The organism is Psychrobacter sp. R86515 (genome assembly GCF_042466315.1).
Taxonomy (GTDB): Bacteria; Pseudomonadota; Gammaproteobacteria; order Pseudomonadales; family Moraxellaceae; genus Psychrobacter.
The window spans coordinates 535,954-561,278 of the sequence record NZ_JAXHCC010000001.1 but is presented as its reverse complement, the minus strand read 5'-3'; the positions used below and the strand labels follow the sequence as shown (position 1 = coordinate 561,278).

Genomic DNA, 25,325 nt, shown 5'->3' with positions numbered 1-25,325 from the left:
CTTAGAAGTCGAAAGACTACTTGGGGTTGTATGGTCAAGTAATGAAGCGCACATGGTGGATGCCTTGGCAGTCAGAGGCGATGAAAGACGTGACAGCCTGCGATAAGCTTCGGGGAGGCGGCAATATCCTGTGATCCGGAGATTTCTGAATGGGGAAACCCACTTACCATAAGGTAGGTATCCTAATTTATTAGGAAGCGAACGAGGGGAAGTGAAACATCTCAGTACCCTTAGGAATAGACATCAATTGAGATTCCCCTAGTAGCGGCGAGCGAACGGGGAGAAGCCGATTAATTCTAATGTAGAAGAACAGCGTGGGAAAGCTGACCGTAGTAGGTGATAGTCCTGTATTCGAAACATTAGAGTTAACATATTAAGTAGAGCGGGGCACGAGAAATCCTGTTTGAAGATGGGGGGACCATCCTCCAAGGCTAAATACTCCTGACTGACCGATAGTGAACCAGTACCGTGAGGGAAAGGCGAAAAGAACCCCTGTGAGGGGAGTGAAATAGAACCTGAAACCGTGTGCGTACAAGCAGTGGGAGCCCACTTGTTGGGTGACCGCGTACCTTTTGTATAATGGGTCAGCGACTTATATTCTGTAGCAAGGTTAACCGTTTAGGGGAGCCGTAGGGAAACCGAGTCTTAATAGGGCGTTTAGTTGCAGGGTATAGACCCGAAACCGAGTGATCTATCCATGAGCAGGTTGAAAGTGCCGTAACAGGCACCGGAGGACCGAACCCACTGTCGTTGAAAAGCCAGGGGATGACTTGTGGATAGGGGTGAAAGGCTAATCAAACTCGGTGATAGCTGGTTCTCCCCGAAAGCTATTTAGGTAGCGCCTCGGACGAACACCATTGGGGGTAGAGCACTGTTTCGGCTAGGGGGTCATACCGACTTACCAAACCGATGCAAACTCCGAATACCGATGAGTGATATCCGGGAGACACACGGTGGGTGCTAACGTCCATCGTGGAGAGGGAAACAACCCAGACCGCCAGCTAAGGCCCCAAATTCCTAGTTAAGTGGGAAACGAGGTGGGAAGGCATAGACAGCTAGGAGGTTGGCTTAGAAGCAGCCATCCTTTAAAGAAAGCGTAATAGCTCACTAGTTGAGTCGGCCCGCGCGGAAGATGTAACGGGGCTCAAACTAGGAGCCGAAGCTGCGGATTTGAATTTGTTTTCAAGTGGTAGGGGAGCGTTGTGTAAGCCTGTGAAGGTGTGTTGTAAAGCATGCTGGAGGTATCACAAGAGCGAATGCTGACGTGAGTAACGATAATGCGAGTGAAAAGCTCGCACGCCGGAAGATCAAGGGTTCCAGTCCAACGTTAATCGGGGCTGGGTGAGTCGACCCCTAAGGCGAGGCCGAAAGGCGTAGTCGATGGGAAATCGGTTAATATTCCGATACTTGTTTATAATGCGATGGAGGGACGGAGAAGGTTATGTCAGCCTGGCGTTGGTTGTCCAGGTGAAAGGATGTAGGTTTATAGCTTAGGTAAATCCGGGCTATTCTATACCGAGATCTGATAGCAAGCTGTACTTGTACAGCGAAGTGGCAAATACCATGCTTCCAGGAAAAGCTTCTAAGCAATAGTTATAAACGAATCGTACCCTAAACCGACACAGGTGATCAGGTAGAGAATACCAAGGCGCTTGAGAGAACTCTGCTGAAGGAACTAGGCAAAATGGTACCGTAACTTCGGGAGAAGGTACGCTGTTGATGGTGATAGGACTTGCTCCTTGAGCTGTTGGCAGTCGCAGATACCAGGCTGCTGCAACTGTTTATTAAAAACACAGCACTCTGCAAACACGAAAGTGGACGTATAGGGTGTGATGTCTGCCCGGTGCTGGAAGGTTAATTGATGGGGTTAGCGTAAGCGAAGCTCTTGATCGAAGCCCCAGTAAACGGCGGCCGTAACTATAACGGTCCTAAGGTAGCGAAATTCCTTGTCGGGTAAGTTCCGACCTGCACGAATGACATAATGATGGCAGCGCTGTCTCCAGCAGAGACTCAGTGAAATCGAAATCGCAGTGAAGATGCTGTGTACCCGCGGCTAGACGGAAAGACCCCGTGAACCTTTACTACAGCTTTACATTGAACTTTGACCTGACTTGTGCAGGATAGGTGGGAGGCTTTGAAGCCGAGACGCTAGTCTCGGTGGAGCCAATCTTGAAATACCACCCTGGTCATGTTGGGGTTCTAACTCAGGTATAACAATACCGAGGACAATGTATGGTGGGTAGTTTGACTGGGGCGGTCTCCTCCTAAAGAGTAACGGAGGAGTACGAAGGTGCGCTCAGACCGGTCGGAAATCGGTCGTAGAGTATAAAGGCAAAAGCGCGCTTAACTGCGAGACCCACAAGTTGAGCAGGTACGAAAGTAGGTCTTAGTGATCCGGTGGTTCTGTATGGAAGGGCCATCGCTCAACGGATAAAAGGTACTCTGGGGATAACAGGCTGATACCGCCCAAGAGTTCATATCGACGGCGGTGTTTGGCACCTCGATGTCGGCTCATCTCATCCTAGGGCTGAAGCAGGTCCTAAGGGTATGGCTGTTCGCCATTTAAAGAGGTACGCGAGCTGGGTTTAGAACGTCGTGAGACAGTTCGGTCCCTATCTACCGTGGGCGTTGGAAATTTGAGAGGATCTGCTCCTAGTACGAGAGGACCAGAGTGGACGAACCTCTGGTGTTCGGGTTGTCACGCCAGTGGCATTGCCCGGTAGCTACGTTCGGATGGGATAACCGCTGAAAGCATCTAAGCGGGAAGCCCACCTCAAGATTAGATTTCCCTAAAGAGCCGTTCAAGACTAGGACGTTGATAGGCAGGGTGTGGAAGCGCAGCGATGCGTGTAGCTAACCTGTACTAATTGCTCGTTTGGCTTGACCATACAACACCCAAGTGGTTTGTATACAAGTCTAATTAATCTATCTTGTATAGCTCAGGCTATAGAATAAGAAAGAACATTTCGATATCACCTTTAACCTTGATTCAGTAGGTTACAAGTTGATCGACAACAAGCTCAAACTTGATGTCAATAAGAACAATAACAGACTCATATCTAACCCCCTTTGCTGACGACAATAGCGCGATGGCCCCACCTGATCCCTTCCCGAACTCAGAAGTGAAACATCGTAGCGCCAATGGTAGTGTGGTTCGCCCATGTGAGAGTAGGTCATCGTCAGCTCCTTATACTTAAAAAGAGTCATCCTTAATTGGGTGGCTCTTTTTTTTATCTTTTATTCCTAGTGACCTACGTAGCAAATCCTATTTAAAGGATTTGCTCTTGCGCTGCCTAAAATTGGCATGCAATTTTTACGGCGTTCAGGTCATCGTCAGCTCTGTATTCTGAAATATCCCCCGACATTAGCTTGTCGGGGGATTTTCTTTGCGTGCGGTTTGGTACCAGTACTTGGTGCTGGAAAGTTTAGCGCTAGATGTTTTGATCAAAACTCAAACCTTCCTACGAATCAGCTTGATGTGATATTATTTATTCACTTCTAGAACCTACAATCTCTCATTTATTTTGGAGCATATTATGGGCGTTTCACTCTACTATACTGCTGAACGTTCTACTCTCTTAACTCAACAGGAGCAAGAAAAGATTGCATCAATAGTCGATGAATATAATGAAAATTTCGAGCATGCAGATGATGCAGAGACTTTTGATCTCTATGCATATGATGATAGTGAATCAGAGGTCATATTAGCAGGAGCTACAAAGTTGCCTGCTAGTATGGATGTAGAAAAACTTATGTATACCTTAGAGCATTGGCTACAATGTTTGACTGAGATTCGCCTTGCGGTAACTGATGCAGAATGGCATGTGCATCTAGATGATAGTGATGCTGTATGGATAGATGATAAGTGGCAGATGGAAGAATAGCGCTTCATTACTATTATTATTTGTATAACTGCCTAGAGCAGCTTTTATAAGCTCATAAAATATTTACACAAAAAAGCTCTCAACTGGATAACAGACTGAGAGCTTTTTTATGAGGAATCATTTTAGTCTGCTTACTTTTTACTATTATTTATGTAGACAATTCGAGTATTAACAATATATCTATAATATGAATATATCATCTATAATCTGCTCAAAATGATTTGACTTATATCATTATAGCTGCTAATTTTAAACAGTACTTTTATTACGGGTATGTAAAAAATATATCTAAACCTTGTAGACAATTTAATCTAGGATGAATCGGATTGTCTGCTCATAATACCTTACTCCTATCCTCATAATTATCAAAAGGAATTGATAATGAAGTTAGCTCCTCTTTTTTCAATTGGTGCTTTAGCCGCTATTAGTCTTCTTGGCTGTTCTAACCAATCTGCTGATACGACTGATGGCTCATCAGCCACTTCTCAAGAAACTACCGTGCTACGGTTTTCACATTTTTGGCCAGCAACCTCATCTATCAGTAAAGAAGTCTTTGAGCCTTGGGCAAAACAGATAGAAACAGATTCTGACGGCCGTCTAAAAGTTGAACTGTATCCATCAGCAGGCCTTGCTAAAGCAGACGTTACTTATGAATCTGCTGCCAAAGGTACGATCGATATCGGTTCACAAGCACATGGTTATACCAATGGTCGCTTTCCTTTGACTCAGATTACTGAGCTTCCAGGTTTATCAAATTCAGCAACTCAAATGGGCTGTATGCTACAGACCCTATATGATGACGGTACTTTGGCGAGTGAGTATGAAGATACTCATTTACTGTTTATGTATGGTGGGGGACCTGGTGCACTTCATACAACGGATAAGTTAATTCGTACGCCTGCAGATATGAAAGGTATGCGTATTCGCCGTCCTTCAGCTGTGGCAGGTGACATTATCGAAAGTGCAGGCGCTTCACCAGTCGGTTTACCTGCAAACGATATGTATACCTCTCTACAGCGCGGTGTCGTTGATGGTTTGAGTTTCCCTTGGGAGGCGGTAACAGCATTTAAAATTGATGAGATTACCAAATATCATACCAATATTCCTTTCTATAGTTCAGCGCTTATGGTCACGATGAACAAGGACAAATACGACAATTTACCTGATGATCTAAAACAAGTTTTGGATAAAAATTCAGGAATGGCGTTGGCCAGTAAAGTTGGTGAAGTATTTGATAAGCATGACCAGATGGCAATTCAAGCTGCTAAAGATAAAGGTGATGAAATTGTCGAAATTCCTGATCCATTAAATGATCCAGATTGGAAAGGGCCACTTGAAAGAGGAACCCAAAAATATCTAAGTGATGTTAACGCTTTGGGTTTAGATGCTGATGGCGTCTATGAAAAAGCAAAAGCTGCCAGTGCTGCCTGTAAGGTCTAACCTAATTGGAGGTGTCACATGGCATTTTTAGTCAAGCTCAGCGTCTTAATCTCTAGATTATGCCAATTTATCGGTGGGGTCAGTCTCATCATCATTGTCCTAACTACCATGCTCGACGTCGTCGCACGCTACATATTCAAACTCACCGGCGGTGAGTTTGGCTTTACCGTCAAAGGCAGTGTAGAGATCGTCTCCTATTTTATGCTATTTGCATTGTTAGCTGCCTTTGCCGCGTTTGTCGAACGCTCACAAATCATCGTCGACGTCTTCACCCAGAAAATGCCACAGTCTATCAAAGGCTACCTTATGGGTATCTTTATGATGGGCTTCTTTGTCATCGGCATCGTCTTCTCATGGGGACTCTACGAGAGCGCCATTGACGCCTTAGAGTATGGCAAAGTCACCCAAGATCTTCGAATATCTATGATGCCTATCTATATGGTTAGTGCATTCTTAAGCATCCTATTGGCCATTCGCTCATTGATCGAATCCATCAACATCTTTAAGACAGGCGAATTCTTTGACGCCGAGGAGACAGGCGCATGAGTCCAGAAATTATCGGTGCGATTGGCCTAGTTGTCATGATCCTGCTTGTCGTCTTACGAGTACCCGTTGCACTTGCCATGTTAGGGGTGGGCTTAGTCGGTTTCGGTGCAGTGACAGCGCCGAGCGGTGCCCTGCAAATGCTCAAAGACATCCCAGTCGATGTCTTAGCAAAGTATGACTTTAGTGCTATCCCTTTATTTATTCTGATGGGCGTGTTTGCGACTCACTCGGGCATGGCAGGGAAACTCTTTGAAGCCACCCGAACCATATTTGGTGGGGTAAGGGGGAGTCTGGGTATTGCTGGTATCGGTTCATCCGGTATCTTTGCCTCTATTTCAGGCTCATCGCTTGCTACAGCCTCTACCATGACCAAAGTGGCGTTACCGCAAATGGAGAAGTACGGCTATCAGCCAGGCTTTGCCTGCGGTATCTTAGCCGCTGGCGGTACGCTTGGTATTATGATTCCGCCCAGTATTGCTCTACTGGTCTATGCCATCTTAACCCAGCAGTCAGTAGGTGACATGTTCATCGCTGGTTTCCTACCCGGTATGCTCGGTATGGTGATGTACTCGCTAACCGTCATGGTGATGGTACGCTGGAAACCACACTTAGCAAAACGTGGTGAGAAAACGTCTTGGAAAGCCAAACTACTGTCACTAACGGGTCTTATACCATTTAGCTTTATCTTTATTGTGATTATTGCCGGTATCTTCTTTGGGCTATTTACTCCAACAGAAGGCGCCGCAGTAGGGGCGTTTGTCTCATGGGCTTATGCTTTTGCTAAAGGCATGCGCTTAGATGGTCTTAAGCAGTCATTGATTGAGACACTAGCGCTCTCTGCAGTGGTGTTCTTTATGCTATTGGGTGCAGAGGCATTAGGGTATTTTATCTCAGTCTCACGTTTGTCTTATACTTTGGCATCTTGGATCGGTGGGCTAGCGGTCAGTCCAATGATTGTCCTAATCTGTATCCTGTTCATGTACTTCCTATTGGGATTGTTCATGGATGCCTTAGCAATGCTAGTAATCACGATACCTGTGGTGTATCCCATCATTCTAGCGTTAGGGTTTGATCCGGTCTGGTTTGGCATCATTGCGGTATTGACGGTGGAGCTGGGTTTGATTACGCCGCCGATGGGCATGAATATCTTTGTGATTAAGGCGATGGCACCGCACATTAAGCTGAGCGATATGTTCCGAGGGGTGGCACCATTCATTGTCTCTGATGTGATTCGACTGGTAATATTGGTGATGTTCCCTGCTATCTCACTTGTGCTGCTCGGGTAGATTGAATCTAAACCCTCATGTATAACGTTATTGTATGAAGCCATATTGCTAATAAAGCAGTGTGGCTTTTTTATTGGCTGATATTTTGACTAAGAATTAAGAGAAGGATATTTTAGAAACTCACAATCTATGACACTGCGTGATGGTAACTTTTCTTAGTGTTATAAAGGCTTATGAATGTAGTAAACTGGTTTTCATTCATTTTCCTATATAACTTTATAAGTAGAGATAGTCATGGCTGTCGATTTTAGTAATACGCTCATCGTCGCAATTTCTGCGACGGCACTTTTTGATTTGACTGAATCAGAAAACTATTTGCTAGAGCTGCTAGAGCAACGACCTACAAGTGCTATAAAAGAGTTTAGGGAGTACATGACCGAGCGTGAAAATGATCCCTTGAATATCGGTGCAGGTTATCCGCTGATTAAAGCGTTACTAAACCTAAATAAGTATTCTGATAATAGTGATGGACGAGATTCAGACATTGAAACACCATTGGTCGAAGTCGTGATTGTCTCAAAAAGCAGCCCAGACACTGGTATTCAGGTGCTTAATGCAATTCTAGAACATGATATCAATATCTCCCGTTCTGCTTTTATTTCAGGTAGCCCTGTTGCGCCTTATATCAAAGACTTTAACGTTGATCTGTTCTTGACCACCAATCGCGACGATGCCCAGCAAGTTGCGGATGCCAATATCTGTGCCTGTGCCATACTAGACGCTACGCCTGTGAATACTTATGAGCTGGATACTGAGCAGCTGCGTATTGCCTTTGATGGGGATGCAGTGCTTTTTGATGATTCAGGTGAACTGCTATACAAACAAAAAGGGCTGCGAGCCTTTCATGATCGTGAAGTACAAATGCGTGATTTGCCGATTGAAAAAGGCCCTTATGCTGAATTGTTAATTAAATTGTCAAATCTGCAAGAGCGCCTACCTGCTGGTCTAAAATACTCGCCAATAAAAATTGCGCTGGTGACCGCGCGCAATGCACCAGCTGACTTGCGTGCTATCAAGACACTACGAGAGTGGGGCGTGAATGTTGATATGGCGTTTTTTTTGGGAGGACTAGAGAAAACAGCGGTACTCAGAACATTTGCGCCGCATATCTTCTTTGATGATTCAATCAAGCACATTGATGCGGCACGTCGTTTTATTCCTACGGCCTTGGTTCCGTATCATTCGACGTCATTATTGCATGGTGATAACTATCTCACTGCTGATGAGGACGCATCATTGTTATCATTCAAACCTGCTGTGCATCCATTGTTTGCTGTAAATCATTAAGTAGGTATAAAAAGTCTAGGTAATAAGAATAGGATGGTATATGAATTGGCAGCAGTTGCTTCACTTAATTGTCGTACGGATAAAGCAGGTCATCGGACTATATGCTTTTGTACTTATACCGATGTGGGGCATGTTTTTTCTAAATGAAGTGGCCTTATTTGGACTGTGGAATATCTTTGGTATTGTACCGCGTGCTTTAGATGTGGGTAGTATGATAGGGGTGTTTGCTTCATGGACCATGCATGGCAATTTGTCGCATTTGACTGGCAATACGGTGACGCTATTACAGATTTTGTTTTTGTTTGGACTGTTTGAGAAGAATGCTTATCGCACAGTGATTAAGCTAGTGGTTGCCTCAGGACTGGTTACTTGGGTTATCGGGTCGCCATCTTCTATTCACATTGGCGCATCAGGGCTTTGCTTTGCAATGTTAGGTTATATGATAGGCGGGGCAATATTTGCGCGGCGTTGGGGTTATCTGATTGCTTGTATTGTCATGGGAACTGGCTATTGGCTGACTATCAAGCAAGGGTTGATGCCGCAACAAGGTATCTCGTTTGCGGCACATTTTGGTGGTTTGTGTGCTGGGCTATTGCTAGGCGCCAATTCAAAGCATACTTATTCAGCTGCTTCTCAACGCTATTAAAAGCAACTGGATATCAGCGTTCAATGAATCAGCATAATTATAACCGTACTAAGTGTTATTGGATCAGACGCTTGCATCAGTACAGATTTTGATAAATAAAGGGTCGTCTGTAGTCAGCTCTCGCCATGCAGTGGTCTGTTTAACATGTTCATCCACCGTCAGCGTGCTACCTTTTTCTGGTATCACGTAGTCCGCTCGTGCAGGAGTAGTGCAGTCTATTACCTGTAAAATCTTCTGCACGCTTCTGCGTCTTTCAAACAAATACAAATTAACTAAGTGCATGTCTGGATTGTCTGCATGCATGCTAGCATTGCCCGTATCTGCCGCAATAAAGCGCAAGACTTGCGGTTTAAGATAAGACCACGGGCGAAACCATTCTGTACTTTCGGCAGTTTTCACGACTTCAACACCATCTGGCAGCTGACGGACTTGCTGACCGTACCAGTTATATTCTTGATGTACCTGAAACCCAAAAATACCAACCGCAGCAAACAAGGGAATTAGCCACTTTGGTGCGCGTTTACCTGACAGTTTACAAAGGTGAGTTATGATCAGTGCCAATCCAGCCATGCCAAATGCGGCAGCTATGGTAGCGATAAACTCAAAAAGCATAAAATATTCCTTAATGCGCTAGGCACTTTTAGTCAGGTATGTTCAATTGGACAAAGCAAAACCATCATCTAACTATTATTTTAATAAGTATTAGATAAAAAATCACTCACCAGCAGTGGCTGCCAGTGAGTGATGTATAGTAACAGAAGACATATCATCATTCGTCAGGTTAATGGTCGACTGCACCGCCTGCGCCGCGTGGTGAGCGAACGCTTTCAACCAACTCTTGAATGTGTAGCGGTGGCGCTTTGGTCGCATAAGAAACGATGAATGCAACGATAAAGTTAAGCAGGGCACCAATCACACCGAATGACAGTGGTGAGATACCAAATAGCCAGTACTCTGCTGTATCAGGGAAGTTGGCAGTACCACTGATGAAGAACCAACCTTTGAAGACGAAGATGTAAACCAAGATACTAATCAAACCTGTCAACATACCGGCGATAGCGCCAAGGTTGTTGATACGTTTTGAGAAAATACCCATCATTAGTGCAGGGAAGAGGGACGCACCAGCGATACCAAATGCCAATGCAACTACCTGTGCCGCAAACCCTGGTGGATTCATACCTAAGTAAGTAGCAACCACAATCGCGATACCCATCGTGATACGTGCGACCTTGAGCTCTCCTTTGTCAGTAATGTTTGGATTGAGGTTTCGTTTGATTAAATCATGACTAATCGCTGACGAGATAGCGAGTAATAGGCCAGCGGCAGTTGATAGTGCAGCAGCGAGACCACCTGCGGCGATCAAACCAATTACCCAAGATGGCAGTTGTGCAATCTCTGGGTTAGCCAATACCAAGATATCAGCATTGACGTCGAGCTCGTTACCAGCCCAACCTGCATCTGCAAAGCGGCCATCAAGTTCTAGATCATGTGCAGCACGTGCTGTTTCAACCGCAGTCGTCGCAGCGCCTACATCACCGCCTTCAGTCTGTGCATTGGTTAGAGCAACTTCTGCAGCGCCCAGTCCACTATCGTTATACATCTGGATACGACCATCGTTGTTAAGGTCAGTATATTTGATCAGGCCAGTATCTTCCCAAGTTCTCATCCAGTCTGGACGTTGATCATAGTCGATTGCAGGCTCTGCAACACCTTGTGGATAGATAGTATCGATAAGGTTTAAACGTGCCATTGCGCCAACAGCAGGTGCCGTGAAGTACAATAACGAGATAAATACTAATGTCCAACCAGCCGTCCAACGTGCATCGGCAACCTTAGGAACGGTGAAAAAGCGAATAATAACGTGAGGTAGACCAGCAGTACCAATCATGAGTGATAAGGTGAACAGCACCATGTTTAGCTTGTTAGGTACGTCAGCTGTATATGCTGTGAATCCCAAATCGGTCACGACTTGATCAAGCTTGGTTAAAATAGGGACGCCAGATTCGATATGGTTTGAAAATAGACCCAAACCTGGAATTGGATTGCCGGTTAATTCAAGTGAGATAAAGACAGCAGGAATGGTATAAGCAATCATCAGAACGACATACTGCGCAACCTGCGTGTAGGTAATCCCTTTCATACCGCCAAGAACTGCGTAAAAGAATACAACAACCGCAGCAATAATAAGACCGGTGTTGTTATCTACTTCTAAGAAGCGTGAAAACGCGACCCCAGCACCTGTCATCTGACCGATAACGTATGTGGTAGAGGCAATAATCAAACAAACCACGGCAATCATTGCAGCCGTTTTTGAATAAAAGCGATCTCCAATAAAGTCCGGCACCGTGAACTTACCGAATTTACGTAAGTAAGGAGCCAGTAGCATGGCTAGTAGTACATAACCACCTGTCCAACCCATCAAATAGGTTGATGCGCCATAACCGCCAGCAGCAAGCAAACCTGCCATAGAAATAAAAGATGCTGCACTCATCCAGTCAGCAGCTGTCGCCATACCGTTGACTACTGGATGTACACCGCCGCCCGCCACATAGAATTCACTGGTTGTCCCAGCCCGAGCCCAAATCGCAATACCAAAATACAGAGCGAAAGATAGGCCTACGAAAATAATATTAACTAAATACTGACTCATGGTCTATTCCTCATCTACGCCATATTGTTTATCTAACTTATTCATACGCCATGCGTAGAAGAAAATTAAAATGATAAACACCCCGATGGAGCCTTGCTGGGCGAACCAAAAACCCAAGTCAGTGCCGCCGACTTTGATGCCGGCCAAAAGAGGACGCAATAAAATAGCAAAACCATAAGAACATAGTGCCCAAACTACTAGGCTACCTAAGATGAGACGGACATTGGCACGCCAATAACCGGATGGATCGTTATGATCTTTCATAGGACAACTCCTTTTGTCTTCCCTAAAAAATACCAACAATATAAAAAGAACTGCGATTATTTCTTACCACGAAAAGTATAAAAAATAGTCAGGTACTGCTTTATATAGTGAAAACGATGATGCGTGATAGTACGTTTAATGCTCGATAGTTCTCTACTTCAAATAAAAGTAACTAACTATTTAAGCATCATATTGACCTAAACCATCGAATGGCAAAAATAACGTTTCTTGAGGAAGACAGAAGGGTGGACTATCCAGTGTCTTTTTAACAATCTCGTCTTCCTGACAAGAGTTTTAATCTTTTTAACGCGCTATCCTATTGTACAGCTTGATAGCTTCTTGTACTGCTTAATAGCTTCGATAACCATAAAACAGTCTAAACGGATATAGAATTTATATTAGCACGGTTTAATAAATATAATTGCAAACTACTGCGCATGATTAATAATTAAATTACTAACAATTAGTTTGTTTGGCATTCATTAAAAACCTAACGTTACGCAAATGGTACGGCAACCGTGTAATTTGTGCGATTAAATTATCACTTAATCTATTCTATATAAGCTGAAACATAAGCATTATTTATTTTAAAAATAATTATATGAAATCGATAAGTAAACGTGATGGTCACATGTCGCTCAATATCTATATCATGCACGTGTCTTTTTGGTATCAGGTATTTTGCGCAGAGCTTTCTATAGTCCATAGCAATCAAAATATGATATCGATATGAAATTTAAGTAACGCGTATAAAGAATGAATAAGGAGCCCATATGAACGAAGGGATAGTAGGTTGGTTTAATAACATCGTAAATTATGGTGTCGGTATTATCTGGGGTAACAATGACTGGCTAATTGCTAGTAACCCTTGGTATGGATTACTGATGTTCTTACTAATTGGTGCGGGTCTTTACTTTACCGTTGTGACACGTTTTATTCAGTTTCGTCATTTTGGTCATATGTGGAAGTTGCTACGCGTGTCCAACCAAGGACGCAAAGATGGTGGTATTAGCTCGTTTGAAGCATTGATGACGTCACTGGCAGCGCGTGTTGGTACTGGTAACTTGGCAGGTGTGGCAATTGCCATCTATTTGGGTGGACCAGGTGCTGTATTCTGGATGTGGATGACGGCACTGGTCGGTATGTCGACCAGCTTTATCGAGTCAACCTTAGCACAGGCCTACAAAGTACCGCACAATGATAATGTGTACCGCGGTGGCCCAGCTTATTACATCGAAAAAGGTTTAGGCAAACGCTGGCTCGCTGTGTTTTTCTCATTATGTTTGTTAGTGGCCTTTGGTTTGGCGTTTAATGGCGTACAATCCAACACCATCGCTCAAGCGACCAATGAAGCCTTTGGTGTGCCAACGTGGATGACAGGTTTGGTATTGGTAGTACTAGTAGCGCCAGTGGTATTCGGTGGTTTGCGCTCAGTAGCTCGTATCGCGGGTAAAATCGTACCAGTGATGGCTATCTTGTACATCTTGCTAGCGCTATTCATTATCGTGACTAACTTCAGTCAATTCCCAGCAGCAATCGCATTGATTGTAAAATCAGCATTTGGCTTTGAGCAAGCGGCAGGCGGTGTCATCGGTTATGGTATTGCGCAGGCAATGATTAATGGTATTAAACGCGGTTTGTTCTCTAACGAAGCAGGTATGGGTTCAGCGCCGAATGCTGCAGCAACGGCGAAGAGTCATCCTGATCACCCAGCAGTACAAGGTTTCATGCAAATGCTAGGTGTATTCATGGATACCCTTATCATTTGTACCGCAACGGCATCGATTATTATTTTGTCAGGCGTGGTCGACCCTAATGTCGAGCAAGAAGGCATTCAGCTGACGCAGCTAGCATTATCACAGTATGTGGGTGATCTGGGTGTGGTGTTTGTGGCAATTGCTATTTTCTTCTTTTCATTCACTTCTATCATTGCCAACTACAGCTATGGTGAGTCAAATCTTGAGTTTATCTCTGGTGCCAAAAACGCCAAAGTGATGATTATGATTTTCCGCTTCCTAGTGTTGGGTATGGTATTTATCGGCTCGGTTGCTAGTCTACCTGCCATATGGAACTTCGCTGACTTGTCTATGGGCCTGATGGCCTTGGTCAACTTAGTGGCAATCTTGCTCTTGTCTCCTGTAGCGCTAAGAATACTACGTGACTATGAGCGTCAGGTAAAAGAGGGTAAAACAGGCGATCAGATTAAGTTTGATCCTGATAACTTTGTGAAACTCAGAGATGAAGCTAACCGTGATGCTTGGACAGACTAAGCATCATTGATTGGTAAAAGTTGCTTGTTCTAAGCATTAAAAAACCGCCCGACTCTTATGCAGAGAAAGGCGGTTTTTATTGGAGTACAGTTTTAATGATATTAACTGTACTAGCTAAAACCAGAATTATCCTGATTTACATGTTTGGATAGTTAGGACCACCGCCACCTTCTGGCGTTACCCAAGTGATGTTCTGTGAAGGGTCTTTGATATCACAGGTCTTACAATGCACGCAGTTCTGTGCATTGATGACAAACTTAGCGCCTTCAGCGTCTTTAACCACTTCATATACACCTGCTGGGCAGTATAAACGTGCAGGCTCAGCATACAACGGTAAGTTGATTGAAATAGGTACCGTCGGATCAGTAAGTTTTAGATGCGTTGGCTGATCTTCTGCATGGTTGGTGTTAGAGATAAATACCGACGACAATTTATCAAATACCAACTTACCATCAGGTTTAAGATAAGTTGGTTGATAAGCATGGTTAGCACGCTCCAACTGATCGTAATCTGGGATATTGTCATGCAAAGTGAATGGCATTTTACCTTTTAGCAAGTTGTGCTCGATAAAGGTGAAAGCGCCGCCCATGAACAGACCCATACGGTGAATCGCAGGTGAGAAGTTGCGCGACTCGTAGTTATCTTGATACAACCATGACTCTTTATACATTGTGCTATAAGCAACCACTTCATCATGCTGGCGTTCAGCTTGCAGCGCCTCAAAGATAGCTTCGGCTGCGAGCATACCTGACTTCATCGAGGTATGTGTGCCTTTGATTTTTGCTGGATTTAAGAAACCAGCGTCATCACCTACCAACACGCCACCTGGGAAGGTGAACTTCGGTAATGAGTTTAGACCACCTTTGGTCAACGCACGGGCGCCGTACGAAATGCGCTTACCGCCTTCTAAAACGTTTTTAATAACAGGGTGCGTTTTTAGGCGCTGCATTTCATCAAATGGAGACATGTAAGGATTGTGGTAAGACAAATCTGCCACAAGACCAAAGCTTACTTGGTTGTTTTCATCAAAGTATAACCACCAGCCACCAGTAGAGCCAGTTTCAGTCAATGGCCAGCCAAGACCATGCATGACAACGCCTTGCTCATGCTTTTCAGGCTCAACTTCCCATAGCTCTTTTAGACCGATGCCATAATGCTGAGGATCAGAGTCTTTATCTAGATCGAAGCGGCTGATTAAGCGTTTGCCTAAATGCCCACGGCTACCTTCGGCAAAAATAGTGTATTTGGCAAGAAGCTCATAACCAGGCTCAAAGCTTGGCTTGGCTTCACCATTGGCCGCCACACCCATGTCACCAGTTAACACACCTCTGACCGAACCGTCGTCGTTGTATAAGATGTCATCGGCAGGGAAGCCTGGGAACATCATAACTTCAAGCTCTTCTGCCTGTACGGCTAACCAACGAACGACATTACCTAGCGAGACAATGTAGTTGCCATCGTTGTGCATCGGACCTGGAATCAAAGAGTCAGGCACTTTAGTTGAGCGTGTGGCAGAGTTTAGATAATAGAAACGATCTTCTGTCGCTGGCACGTTAAGCGGTGCGCCTTTTTCTTTCCAGTCAGGGATTAGCTCATTTAGAGCGCGTGGCTCGATGACTGCACCAGACAACGTATGGGCACCAAACTCAGAGCCTTTTTCGACCACACAAACCATAAACTCATCATTACCAGCTTCAATAGCGAGCTGGCGCAAACGTATGGCAGCAGACAGACCTGCAGGTCCACCACCAACGATGATGACATCGAACTCCATTGATTCGCGTTCGACTTCAGGTTCTGCGGCAACTGGCGCTACGACTGGTTCTGCTTTATCTAGCGTTGCGGTCTCTGTCGCTACTGGTGCGTCAGCATTCACAGTATTACCATCGATAACTGGCGTTTGATTGTCTTGCTCTTGCATACCTACTCCTAAACTTTTAGTGGCTTATCTCAGGGCATCATTAGCTTAACAACTGAATAATAGACTTGCGGCGCTAACGTCACTCAGACATATGGCTGCCCGATAAAACTGTCTTTGCGGCATCAATTGACCTGTTATGGTTAATACCAATTTATCTAAGGATATCAACGCATAACGTAAGATGTGTCATCAATACAACACCCACTTGACCATTTCAATAAAAAATCGTTACTCATTATAAAAGAAAAGTCCTACAAACACGATACGCATTTATGAGTATCGATGCTAAGGTAATGCTAAGAAAATGAGGTTGTTATAACGATAAAGTTTCATCATACCTGAAACAAAAATTTATAGTAATAATAGATAAGCCAAACTTTGAATACTAAATAAAGGGATTAATAATGAATAACGACAATAATAGTGTTGAAGGCAGTCATAAAAAATTAATAGAAGCCCCAACCAGTAAGCCTTCTAGCCTAGGCAGCTTAGATAATTTGGATGCACTAAGCCAGTATATTAAGTCTACGAAAGGCACTCGCGAAGGGCGTGCAATACCACCGCTTGAAAAATGGCATCCTAAAGATATTGCTGATATGGATTTGACTATCAAGGCAAACGGAGAGTGGTGGCATGAAGGCGGACAAATGACCCGTGAGTCACTGGTCAGCTTGTTTGCCACGATACTATGGAAAGAAGAAAATAATGGCATTACTGAGTACTTCCTCAAGACCCCTGTACAGAAAATCCGTATCCAAGTTGAAGATGCACCACTTCTGATCAATGATGTTGGTATTGTCCATGAAGATGATATGAGTTGGTTGGAGTTTACAACGACGACAGGGGATGTGGTTCGTTTAGACGATGAGCATCCGATCGTATTAAAGGCGTATAATTCTAATAAGAGCGATTCTAATGACAGCGACTTTAATAACAGCGACTTTAATAACAGCGACTTTAATAACAGTGACTTTAGTGAAAGCGATCAAGCGAATCAAGTGAGTACAGCTGACGATGTTGCAGATTCTCAGGAATTAGCGTCTACAGAACAAGTACGCCCTTACATGATGGTTAGAAATGGCTTAACCGCGCTTATCGGTCGCAATACTTTTTATCACCTGACTGAAATTGGAGCGTTATCAGAAGAAAATGGCAAGACGATATTGACGCTACAGAGTGGTGGCCAGTCTTATTCACTATCCATGCCTACTGATTAGGTATTATGTTTATCTATTAATTGCTGTATGCCGATGAGTGCTATAATTTTATAATGTCGCCCGATTCTATTAGTCTGAAAAATTATTATCGTATAAAGGTAGTCGATAGAGAGCCGACATAAAGTAACGCCATACATGCAACATATATATAGCGCATTTAACTGGGTAATGAAATTGATGAATAATATGATAATGGCATTAGCATAAAGATGGATATCAAAAACCAGACAGTCGAAAAACTCAGACCGTGTGTCGATATATCTGTTGACCAGAGTCTCAAAGCTATTGATCTAGTAGATGTCAATAAACATGCTGGTAATACAGTTGTAAGCGATAAAAACAGTAGCGCACCCATTGGAGTGTTTGATTCTGGTGTTGGCGGTTTGTCTGTTTATTTGCATTTAGCACAGCAGCTGCCTACTGAGCGTTACGTATATTACGCCGATACGCTGAACGTACCTTATGGCAATCGTGACAGCGAAGATATTGAAGCGCTAACGCTAAAGGCTGTAGAGTGGTTACATCAGCAAGGCTGTAAGCTGATTGTTATTGCTTGCAACAGTGCCTCAGCATATGCGCTAGATACTGCCCGACGCTGCTATCCACATATACCTATTGTGGGTCTTGTTCCTGCATTGAAGCCTGCGGTATTGGCGAGTAAGAGTGCTCATGTAGCGGTGCTAGCAACCAAAGCGACGTTGAATGGCACCTTATTAAATGATGTTATTATCAATTTTGCTAAACCTAATAACACAGTAGTCACTAAATATTTTGATCCGCAATTGGTACCTTGGGTAGAAGCAGGTATGTCAGAACAAGACGAGACAGCCCAAAGATTACGTCAACAGATACGAGTATTTGCTAATGAAGGTGTTGATCAGTTGGTGCTGGGATGTACACATTATCCGTTTTTTAAGACATTCTTGTTAGATGAGATTGCACAGCAGCAGCTGTCAATACAAGTTATTGATTCTGGTCAAGCGATTGCTGAACGGGTTAAACAGCTATTGATTGCAAACAATTTGTCTGCATCATCCATGAGCGAAAAACGAGAAAATTTGTCACAAAAAACCAGTAATAAAAATACCATTACTAGACTGCCATTAACTTTTCACGCCACTAAATATAGTGATAGACTATGCGCTTTAGTTGAGCGCTTACTCGGTACAGAAATGGCATTGCAATACTACTCTCACTAGTTATTATCAAAGCTAGTGATATCAATACGCTGTATGCAACGCTGACTCAGTTAAAATAAATTGAGTGCATCTTTTTAAGCTAAGAGTATGCTAGGCTGAGCAAGACAAGATTTTTGTGTTCTATTTTACATCCTATCCTTTTTATGTCACGACCTACGCTTAGAGGTAATTGTGCCGAATCGTCGCTATCATATTCATATTATATGCGCTGACAACGACCAGTTGTTGGTTCTAGACAGCTTAGCGATATTTTTTCAGGCACGCGCATTTCTGACCTATGATGTTTCTAGTAAATTATCTAAAGCCTCTTTTTATGGGCGTCAGTGTATTGACTCTTGTGATTACGCAGTCATGATCGTTGGCGACAGCTACGGGACTGTGCAAAAAAACGGCGTTAGCCAAATGCATTTGAGTTATCTAAATGCCAAAGCGAAGCTTAAGCCGCTAATTGTGCTGGTCAAAAACCATTCTCCAGACGCTGTTATCAGCCGACAGCTTCAAGAGTTTATTAAGTTAGTCACCAAGCAAGATAATCAGCTACATTACTATGATACGGAAGAAGATATTGAGCCATTGCTAGTACAGGCTCATTATAATGCAGTCGCCAATAACAAAATGGTAGGTGGCTGGGTCAGAGCGAATGACGAAGAGAATACGACTAGTAAAAAGATTGTATATGAGAAGCCAGTCGATATATTACCTAGTATTACCGAGGTAGAGAAAAACAGTCCTGATGACGAAGATTTTATAGCGGACAAGGTTAGTGAGCCAATTGAGTTAACGGAGTTTTTTGAGATTCAATATAGTGCCCAAGCTTATGAGGGCGGCAATCTAACGGACGTGACCCGCTCACTAACCCTCTCGTGGCATGAGATACTTATGACGCTCATGAGAATACCGTCTACTTTTTCGAGCTATGGCTTGCAAAATGCCATTAATCGTTTGATTACCGCTAAAGCGGAAGTAGACATCAAAAAAGAGATGCCAAACGTTCATGCTGTCTCACGCTGCCAAATCTCTCAAGCTGATATCAATAATTTGCAACGTAAGCTAGTCGGTGCAAACTGGATACAATTGATGACTTACGGCACACGAGTATCACAAGAGCTATGGAAGCTTACTTTCTACGCAAAAAACCTACTGCAAAATCATACCGTAAGTACGAACAAACAAGACGAGTAATTATTCGCTAGCGTGTTCAATAATAGACATCTAAAACGTTCACTTAGGCATCACGACTACGTTTTGTAATATAAAGCATACGTGCAATGCTTGTGAATCTTCCTCAGACCCGTAATAATGAAGTCAGTCAGTTAGCTATATTAACAACGTTAACTGTTTTAGAATGACAAATATAATATTAATAATTAGGGAGAGCGTACGATGAGCAATGCTAAAAATGACGAACTAAAAAGAGAGATTGATGGTCTAGAAAAGTCTATGCATGATGCTGATCAGTTTCATACGTTAGAAGAGCAAGTAGCAGATATGAAACGTCGCGGTATAGATCCTAGCAAAGCCTACAAAGATTTAGACAGCAAAGCAGAAGATGAAGATTGGGGCGATGCGACTTGGAAAGAAAATGGTAAGTGGGAGCCAAAAACGGCAGCCGATTTAGATGACAAAGCTCGCGAAAATTGGAATGGTGACAATGGTCAGCCTAAGCCACCACCTATTGTTTAGATACGTATTTTGAGTCAATTAGATAAGTTCTTTTAATCATTATCTATAAATAAAAAAGCCACGCTATCGTTAGCGTGGCTTTTTTGATGTGTCCCAATAGCATCACTTATTTAGCTACTATGAACCTTGGTCTATACGAACAAGTTTGATAGTGCCATCGGCATCAGTAACGCGGCGATAACGTGTATTGCCAGAAGTTGATGAGCTCACTGATGACTGAGATGAGTAGCTACTAGGAGCAGTCGTTTGCTGCTGAATTAATTGTCCCATGCGATCGGCAGGTGCAGGATTCAGGGGTTGGCTGTTTGCAGGCTGGCCGTATAGAGTTTGACTCGGCGCTGCATTGCCAACGATGGCGCGATAGAACTTCTGGCCTGCGCGTCCGTCAGCTGGGAAAATACCGCGACTAGTCTGGTATTGCTGGATAGCGGTACGAGTATTGTCTCCGATGATGCCATCTACACCGCCGATATCATAACCGGCATTTAGCAACGCTTGCTGAATGTCTTTGGCCTGCTGGCGGCTGATACCAGGATCATCTGTCGGCCACGCAGTGATAAAGTCTGTTTTGCTGCTGTCTTCGCGAGTAATTAGATCTGATAAGTGTGCGATAGCCAGCGCGTAGTTCTCTGAGGCATTATAAGAGTAAAAAGTGTCGAAGTTTTTGCCCACCAAGAAAGCAGGGCCTTCCATACCAGCGGGTAATAATAAGCCTGCACTGCTCAAATCATACGGTAACGGACTGCCATTAGCCAATGTCAGACCTTGGTCGCGCCAGTGGCTTATTGACTTTTTGTCTTTACGATTCGAAGCGGCCCAAAATCCATCAGGTAGTTTGACTTCATAGCCCCAAGGCTCACCAGTACGATAGCCGCGATTGTCCAAGAAGTTTGCGGTAGAAGCGAGTGCGTCAGGGACGCTATTGACCAAATCACGACGCCCATCTCCATCGAAATCTACTGCCAATTCTAAGAAAGTACTCGGCATAAACTGTGTCTGTCCAAAAGCACCTGCCCATGATCCTGTCATATCATTTGGTGCGATATCACCGTTTTGCACGATTTTTAGCGCATTGGCGTACTCACCTTGGAAATAGCTTTGACGACGATCAAAACAAGACAATGTCGCTAGAGACTCAAATAATGGTTTTTTACCTAACGTTTGACCAAAGTTAGACTCTACGCCCCAGACACCGAGCACATGCTCAGCTTTTACGCCATAACGCGATTCGATTTGACGTAGCGTCGAGCCCCATTGACGCTTGGCTCGGATACCGTCCTCGACACGTTCTTTGTCTACCAATGCTGATAAGTAGTCCCAGACGTCTTTTTGAAACTCTGGCTGGTAGTTAAGTGACTGAATGACACTAGGATCAGGCTGGCTTGGGCGATAGTTATTAAAAGTATAGCTATCAACACCGCTAAATTTGCTAGAGTTTTTCAGATTGTCTAAGCACTGCTGAAACTCACTATTGGATAAATCAGGTGCTGGCGGCTGCGCGGCTTGAGCAGTGGTAGCAAGGCTGATGCCGACAGCAACACTAAGCAGCGACAAAGTAGAAAAAGGAGTCAAACGCATGAAAATATCCTATAAACGTTAAAATAGTTATCGAAAGGCAAAAAATGATATTAACGTAGAGTAACTAATCTAAACAGTAAAGAAAAGCTGTCGCAGTACCAAGGTTATAAATGGTTACGATAAATTGACGCTGCCGTGAGATTAGAAGAGGATTTCATAGAGCTGAAAATGCAAAGCGTTAAACAGTACTTTATCGCGAGGACTATCTTTAGGAGGTATAACCTGTTTATTCGGCTAGCACACTATCTAGTTCTTCTATAAAGCTATGAATCCGCGCCGCATTTTTACCCAAATCGCTCTGTCCAACTCGTGACTTACTACGAATATCAACCCAGCGCTCGCTATCGTTGTCAGCCACACGAATGATCACATCATCTTTAAAGCCAAACCAAGCAGTCGTCTCTGTTGCTTCGATGATGCCTTTATCGGCATCAACATTTACCAGCTCCCACCCTAAATTTTCTATGGCTTGTTTGAATGCTTCGATCAGTTCAGACTTCGATTGAGTATAGGTCATTGTCTGCAAATCAGGATAGGCTGTACGTTGTTGTTCAGCCACTTCTGCACCTGCGTACGCTACGGGATTCGGTGCATCTGCACGCAGTGGCGCAATCGTAACAAACTCAGGCGGATTCACCAAATCGGTAGAAATATCGTGAATAGGTGGTACATTTTTGGCCGTATTCATCATGCCAAGCGGGACAGCGATTGCAGCGACAGCAAGTACGGCTGAGGCTAGTGCGCTCCCAATACTGGCTGTATTGCGTTTAAACAATAACTGTATAGCCAACAATACTAGTGCTGCGATACCAGCAAGTAATCCAAATTTAAACCCTGTAAACGCAGTGCCTAATTCTACAACGCCAAACTTATACAATGGGCCTGCCAGAGCGACTAGCAGAGCAGCAATTACACTCATTAGACCGACTATCATTTTCATTCATTTTCTCCGTTGCGATTTAGCAGCTTGTTAAAGGTTATATGAGTTTTTATTTATTGCTCAATAGCCAAACGTGTTCTGTGACGGTGATATCAGGTGCAGAACCTATAGAAGAAGGCACGCTTGCTAGCTCACTGATTTGGTAGTGAGCGCTATAATACTGCTCTAATTGTTCGTTATTAATAGAGAAGGGTGGTCCATTCTTTTTACGCTGATCGTAATTTAGCGTGAGTAGAAGCTGCGGTGTTATTTCATTGTTAGCACCATCAACTTTACTGGTATCGCTACTAAGTTTGCGCACTTGCTCACTATATTTCATACGCATATCGGCTGGCAGGGCAATTAATGCCGCTTTATCATATACTGCGTCAATAGAGCCAATATCTTTAGCAGTCAGTGCAAAGATATCAGCGACCCATAAAGTGATGGTTTGTCCCGACAACTGACCTTGATAGTATTTAATCGCTGGATTGTCTGCCTGTTGATAGACCGTAGGTTGGATGTTCTGCTCAACAAAAAATTCTTGTACGGCTGTTTCGACCAACTCAACGCCCACCACGTCATAGCCTGGCGTCGCTAACCAAACCATATCGATAGATTTGCCACAAAGCGGAACGAAGACACGGCTACTAGCAGGTAGATTGAGGCGGTTAAAATACTCAATCAATAATGGATTGACTGCAGATTGATTGAATCCAATGCGACCTTCTTGCCAACGTTTTTGCCAAAACTCAGGGTTCATGCTGTGGTCCTCTATCTGCAAATTTTTATATATACGGTTCTAATATTGATCTGATATATCAAAGGAATAACTAATAAAAAGCCAAACACCTATAGTATAAGTGTTTGGCTGGTATCTAACATTAGGCTAAGAAGCTTTTTGAATAAATAATTTTTATTGGACTTAACTAATCATATATTTGCTAAATTCTTTACGCAGTTTGGCTAGCTTTGGTGGTATTGCAAAGTTACAGTAAGCTTGTCCTGGATTTCTGTTGAAGAAATCTTGATGTGAGTCTTCTGCTTGATAGAATTCAACGGCAGGGTGTACTTCCGTCACCACATTGACACCCATATCGCGTAATTTGTTAATAGTACGGTCAACGGTCGGTTTTTGACTGTCCTCGGTGTAAAAGACCACGCTGCGATACTGACTACCGACATCATTGCCTTGACGATCCATCGTGGTGGGATCATGCGTGGCAAAGAAGACATCGAGTACTACCTCTAATGGGACGATAGACTCATCAAATTCTACTTTGATGACTTCGACATGGCCAGTCGTTCCACTACAGACAGCTTCATAATTGGCAGAGACAGCATCGCCGCCCATGTAGCCTGAGACGACAGATTGCACACCTTTTACCGATAAAAATACAGACTCGGTGCACCAGAAGCAGCCGCCACCTAATACGATCGTTTGCATAATTTTTTCCTATTATTATAAATATGGGTTAAGCGCTATATTTGGTAGTGATGCTCTCGTTTTTCAATGCTTCTTTCAAACGTCTCATTACCCTTGGTACTATTTATTCAGCTTAGCAGGCAAGCCAAAGGCGATAAGTAACAAACAGTAATGTTATAATGGGCTTTTGCTATCTTACTTCTTTATCAACTGATAATGACAAGCGAAACTACCAAGCAAAAGTCATCCAGTAATTCTTAATTTCAGTTCCATTCTAAAAAATGAGTCGTCCCATGAGCCAATCCCAGCCTGCTATCAAACATGACACCCTATTTGATAAACCGTTTACCACGCCACTGGATAAGGCCGCACGCTTTTCATTTGATGAGCAAGTGGTGGCTTGTTTCCCTGACATGATTCGCCGCAGTGTACCCGGTTATGGGCAGGTACTGGCGATGCTGCCTATATTCGCCCGTCGTCATTGCAAGTATCGCCAGCAGAGCGATAGTGGTCAGCGCGTTAGTCGTGTTTATGACTTGGGCTGTTCATTGGGTGCCGCCAGTATGACGCTAGCTGGTGAATTCGACCCACAAGACTTACAGATTAAAGCAATTGATATATCACCAGCGATGACGACAGAGGCGACCACGCTACTAAGTGAGAATTATTCTGAGCACGATATCGAAGTAATCACAGCAGATATCCGCGATATTGAGCTTGAGCCGTGCGACATGGTGATTCTGAACTTGACGTTACAATTTTTGCCAGCTGCTGATAGGGTAGCAGTGCTAGAGAAGATTTATGCGGCATTGAGCGAAGGCGGCATATTGGTACTGACTGAAAAAACCCATGCGTTTGATGAGCAATATGATGCGTGGTTGGTGGAGCGTTATTACGACTTCAAACGTGCCAATGGCTATACCGAAATGGAAATCAGTGGCAAGCGTAATGCGTTAGAAAATGTGCTGATTACTGACACATTAGATGAGCATCATGCACGGTTAGATCAAGTTGGGTTTGCGCGTCATCTAACGTGGTTTCAGTTTTTGAATTTTGTCTCTATTGTGGCGTTTAAATAATTCTTACCTTTAACACAGTTATTTCTTAAT

The 25,325-nt window shown here is 43.7% G+C and carries 20 protein-coding genes and 2 rRNA genes; 14 read left to right on the top strand and 8 right to left on the bottom strand.

Annotation, left to right across the window (positions count from 1 at the left end):
- Positions 1-32 precede the first annotated feature (32 nt).
- From SJY28_RS02345 to SJY28_RS02310, 8 genes are all read left to right on the top strand, one after another.
- A 23S ribosomal RNA gene (locus SJY28_RS02345) occupies positions 33-2,888 on the top strand.
- A gap of 183 nt (positions 2,889-3,071) precedes the next feature.
- Positions 3,072-3,185, top strand: a 5S ribosomal RNA gene (gene rrf / locus SJY28_RS02340).
- A gap of 351 nt (positions 3,186-3,536) precedes the next feature.
- Complete coding sequence (locus tag SJY28_RS02335; RefSeq protein ID WP_379543301.1) at positions 3,537-3,884, top strand: hypothetical protein; 348 nt, start codon at positions 3,537-3,539, stop codon at positions 3,882-3,884.
- 381 nt (positions 3,885-4,265) lie between these two features.
- Positions 4,266-5,324: a TRAP transporter substrate-binding protein gene (locus tag SJY28_RS02330; protein ID WP_298811632.1), complete on the top strand. Its 1,059-nt coding sequence runs from the start codon at positions 4,266-4,268 to the stop codon at positions 5,322-5,324.
- An 18-nt stretch (positions 5,325-5,342) separates the two neighbouring features.
- Positions 5,343-5,870, top strand: coding sequence for a TRAP transporter small permease (locus SJY28_RS02325; RefSeq protein ID WP_057761870.1), 528 nt, complete (start codon positions 5,343-5,345; stop codon positions 5,868-5,870).
- Complete coding sequence (locus SJY28_RS02320) at positions 5,867-7,156, top strand: TRAP transporter large permease (protein WP_102093493.1); 1,290 nt, start codon at positions 5,867-5,869, stop codon at positions 7,154-7,156. The genes SJY28_RS02325 and SJY28_RS02320 overlap by 4 nt, the downstream gene beginning before the upstream one ends.
- 234 nt (positions 7,157-7,390) lie before the next feature.
- Entirely contained in the window at positions 7,391-8,443 is a 1,053-nt protein-coding gene (locus SJY28_RS02315) for a 5'-nucleotidase (RefSeq protein ID WP_379543300.1), read from the top strand.
- A gap of 40 nt (positions 8,444-8,483) precedes the next feature.
- Entirely contained in the window at positions 8,484-9,089 is a 606-nt protein-coding gene (locus SJY28_RS02310; RefSeq protein WP_179799513.1) for a rhomboid family intramembrane serine protease, read from the top strand.
- Between the two features lie 63 nt (positions 9,090-9,152).
- Here SJY28_RS02310 and SJY28_RS02305 read toward each other — a convergent pair whose 3' ends face one another.
- The 3 genes from SJY28_RS02305 to SJY28_RS02295 all read right to left on the bottom strand — a co-directional run bounded on the left by SJY28_RS02305 (position 9,153) and on the right by SJY28_RS02295 (position 12,003).
- Positions 9,153-9,701: a hypothetical protein gene (locus tag SJY28_RS02305; RefSeq protein ID WP_379543299.1), complete on the bottom strand. Its 549-nt coding sequence runs from the start codon at positions 9,699-9,701 to the stop codon at positions 9,153-9,155.
- 169 nt (positions 9,702-9,870) lie between these two features.
- Positions 9,871-11,739 (bottom strand): sodium:solute symporter family protein, encoded by a 1,869-nt coding sequence (locus SJY28_RS02300; RefSeq protein ID WP_057761858.1) that lies wholly within the window; start codon positions 11,737-11,739, stop codon positions 9,871-9,873.
- A gap of 3 nt (positions 11,740-11,742) precedes the next feature.
- Positions 11,743-12,003, bottom strand: a complete 261-nt coding sequence (locus tag SJY28_RS02295; RefSeq protein ID WP_057761855.1) for a DUF4212 domain-containing protein — start codon at positions 12,001-12,003, stop codon at positions 11,743-11,745.
- A gap of 773 nt (positions 12,004-12,776) precedes the next feature.
- Between SJY28_RS02295 and SJY28_RS02290 the strand changes: the two genes are divergently transcribed.
- Positions 12,777-14,273: a sodium:alanine symporter family protein gene (locus SJY28_RS02290; RefSeq protein WP_201608209.1), complete on the top strand. Its 1,497-nt coding sequence runs from the start codon at positions 12,777-12,779 to the stop codon at positions 14,271-14,273.
- A gap of 136 nt (positions 14,274-14,409) precedes the next feature.
- On the opposite strand, the gene SJY28_RS02285 is transcribed toward SJY28_RS02290, so the two are convergent.
- The gene (locus SJY28_RS02285; RefSeq protein ID WP_102093511.1) at positions 14,410-16,047 is read right to left on the bottom strand and encodes an electron transfer flavoprotein-ubiquinone oxidoreductase; all 1,638 of its coding nucleotides are present in this window, start codon (positions 16,045-16,047) and stop codon (positions 14,410-14,412) included.
- Between the two features lie 551 nt (positions 16,048-16,598).
- Here SJY28_RS02285 and SJY28_RS02280 point away from each other — a divergent pair.
- From SJY28_RS02280 to SJY28_RS02265, 4 genes are all read left to right on the top strand, one after another.
- The gene (locus SJY28_RS02280) at positions 16,599-17,411 is read left to right on the top strand and encodes a DUF1285 domain-containing protein (protein WP_379543298.1); all 813 of its coding nucleotides are present in this window, start codon (positions 16,599-16,601) and stop codon (positions 17,409-17,411) included.
- Between the two features lie 209 nt (positions 17,412-17,620).
- On the top strand, positions 17,621-18,610 hold the full coding sequence (gene murI / locus SJY28_RS02275) for a glutamate racemase (RefSeq protein ID WP_379543296.1): 990 nt from the start codon (positions 17,621-17,623) through the stop codon (positions 18,608-18,610).
- A gap of 171 nt (positions 18,611-18,781) precedes the next feature.
- Positions 18,782-19,792, top strand: coding sequence for a DUF4062 domain-containing protein (locus tag SJY28_RS02270; RefSeq protein ID WP_379543295.1), 1,011 nt, complete (start codon positions 18,782-18,784; stop codon positions 19,790-19,792).
- Positions 19,793-19,993: 201 nt separating this feature from the next.
- Positions 19,994-20,293, top strand: coding sequence for a hypothetical protein (locus SJY28_RS02265; protein ID WP_057761845.1), 300 nt, complete (start codon positions 19,994-19,996; stop codon positions 20,291-20,293).
- A 117-nt stretch (positions 20,294-20,410) separates the two neighbouring features.
- On the opposite strand, the gene SJY28_RS02260 is transcribed toward SJY28_RS02265, so the two are convergent.
- From SJY28_RS02260 to msrA, 4 genes are all read right to left on the bottom strand, one after another.
- Positions 20,411-21,871 carry a lytic murein transglycosylase gene (locus tag SJY28_RS02260; protein WP_379543294.1) on the bottom strand — a complete coding sequence of 487 codons (1,461 nt, stop codon included), beginning with the start codon at positions 21,869-21,871 and terminating at the stop codon, positions 20,411-20,413.
- Positions 21,872-22,097: 226 nt separating this feature from the next.
- Positions 22,098-22,811, bottom strand: coding sequence for a DUF1499 domain-containing protein (locus tag SJY28_RS02255; protein WP_379543293.1), 714 nt, complete (start codon positions 22,809-22,811; stop codon positions 22,098-22,100).
- A 49-nt stretch (positions 22,812-22,860) separates the two neighbouring features.
- On the bottom strand, positions 22,861-23,553 hold the full coding sequence (tmpT, locus tag SJY28_RS02250) for a thiopurine S-methyltransferase (protein WP_379543292.1): 693 nt from the start codon (positions 23,551-23,553) through the stop codon (positions 22,861-22,863).
- A 162-nt stretch (positions 23,554-23,715) separates the two neighbouring features.
- On the bottom strand, positions 23,716-24,237 hold the full coding sequence (msrA, locus tag SJY28_RS02245) for a peptide-methionine (S)-S-oxide reductase MsrA (protein ID WP_379543291.1): 522 nt from the start codon (positions 24,235-24,237) through the stop codon (positions 23,716-23,718).
- A 260-nt stretch (positions 24,238-24,497) separates the two neighbouring features.
- On the opposite strand from msrA, the gene cmoA reads away from it, so the two are divergent.
- Positions 24,498-25,295, top strand: coding sequence for a carboxy-S-adenosyl-L-methionine synthase CmoA (cmoA, locus tag SJY28_RS02240; protein WP_379543290.1), 798 nt, complete (start codon positions 24,498-24,500; stop codon positions 25,293-25,295).
- Positions 25,296-25,325: the final 30 nt, after the last annotated feature.

Coding starts and splice junctions, on each gene's coding strand:
- SJY28_RS02335 (WP_379543301.1), top strand. CDS start 3,537: ATGGGCGTTTCACTCTACTATACTGCTGAACGTTCTACTCTCTTAACT.
- SJY28_RS02330 (WP_298811632.1), top strand. CDS start 4,266: ATGAAGTTAGCTCCTCTTTTTTCAATTGGTGCTTTAGCCGCTATTAGT.
- SJY28_RS02325 (WP_057761870.1), top strand. CDS start 5,343: ATGGCATTTTTAGTCAAGCTCAGCGTCTTAATCTCTAGATTATGCCAA.
- SJY28_RS02320 (WP_102093493.1), top strand. CDS start 5,867: ATGAGTCCAGAAATTATCGGTGCGATTGGCCTAGTTGTCATGATCCTG.
- SJY28_RS02315 (WP_379543300.1), top strand. CDS start 7,391: ATGGCTGTCGATTTTAGTAATACGCTCATCGTCGCAATTTCTGCGACG.
- SJY28_RS02310 (WP_179799513.1), top strand. CDS start 8,484: ATGAATTGGCAGCAGTTGCTTCACTTAATTGTCGTACGGATAAAGCAG.
- SJY28_RS02305 (WP_379543299.1), bottom strand. CDS start 9,701: ATGCTTTTTGAGTTTATCGCTACCATAGCTGCCGCATTTGGCATGGCT.
- SJY28_RS02300 (WP_057761858.1), bottom strand. CDS start 11,739: ATGAGTCAGTATTTAGTTAATATTATTTTCGTAGGCCTATCTTTCGCT.
- SJY28_RS02295 (WP_057761855.1), bottom strand. CDS start 12,003: ATGAAAGATCATAACGATCCATCCGGTTATTGGCGTGCCAATGTCCGT.
- SJY28_RS02290 (WP_201608209.1), top strand. CDS start 12,777: ATGAACGAAGGGATAGTAGGTTGGTTTAATAACATCGTAAATTATGGT.
- SJY28_RS02285 (WP_102093511.1), bottom strand. CDS start 16,047: ATGGAGTTCGATGTCATCATCGTTGGTGGTGGACCTGCAGGTCTGTCT.
- SJY28_RS02280 (WP_379543298.1), top strand. CDS start 16,599: ATGAATAACGACAATAATAGTGTTGAAGGCAGTCATAAAAAATTAATA.
- murI (WP_379543296.1), top strand. CDS start 17,621: ATGGATATCAAAAACCAGACAGTCGAAAAACTCAGACCGTGTGTCGAT.
- SJY28_RS02265 (WP_057761845.1), top strand. CDS start 19,994: ATGAGCAATGCTAAAAATGACGAACTAAAAAGAGAGATTGATGGTCTA.
- SJY28_RS02260 (WP_379543294.1), bottom strand. CDS start 21,871: ATGCGTTTGACTCCTTTTTCTACTTTGTCGCTGCTTAGTGTTGCTGTC.
- SJY28_RS02255 (WP_379543293.1), bottom strand. CDS start 22,811: ATGAAAATGATAGTCGGTCTAATGAGTGTAATTGCTGCTCTGCTAGTC.
- tmpT (WP_379543292.1), bottom strand. CDS start 23,553: ATGAACCCTGAGTTTTGGCAAAAACGTTGGCAAGAAGGTCGCATTGGA.
- msrA (WP_379543291.1), bottom strand. CDS start 24,237: ATGCAAACGATCGTATTAGGTGGCGGCTGCTTCTGGTGCACCGAGTCT.
- cmoA (WP_379543290.1), top strand. CDS start 24,498: ATGAGTCGTCCCATGAGCCAATCCCAGCCTGCTATCAAACATGACACC.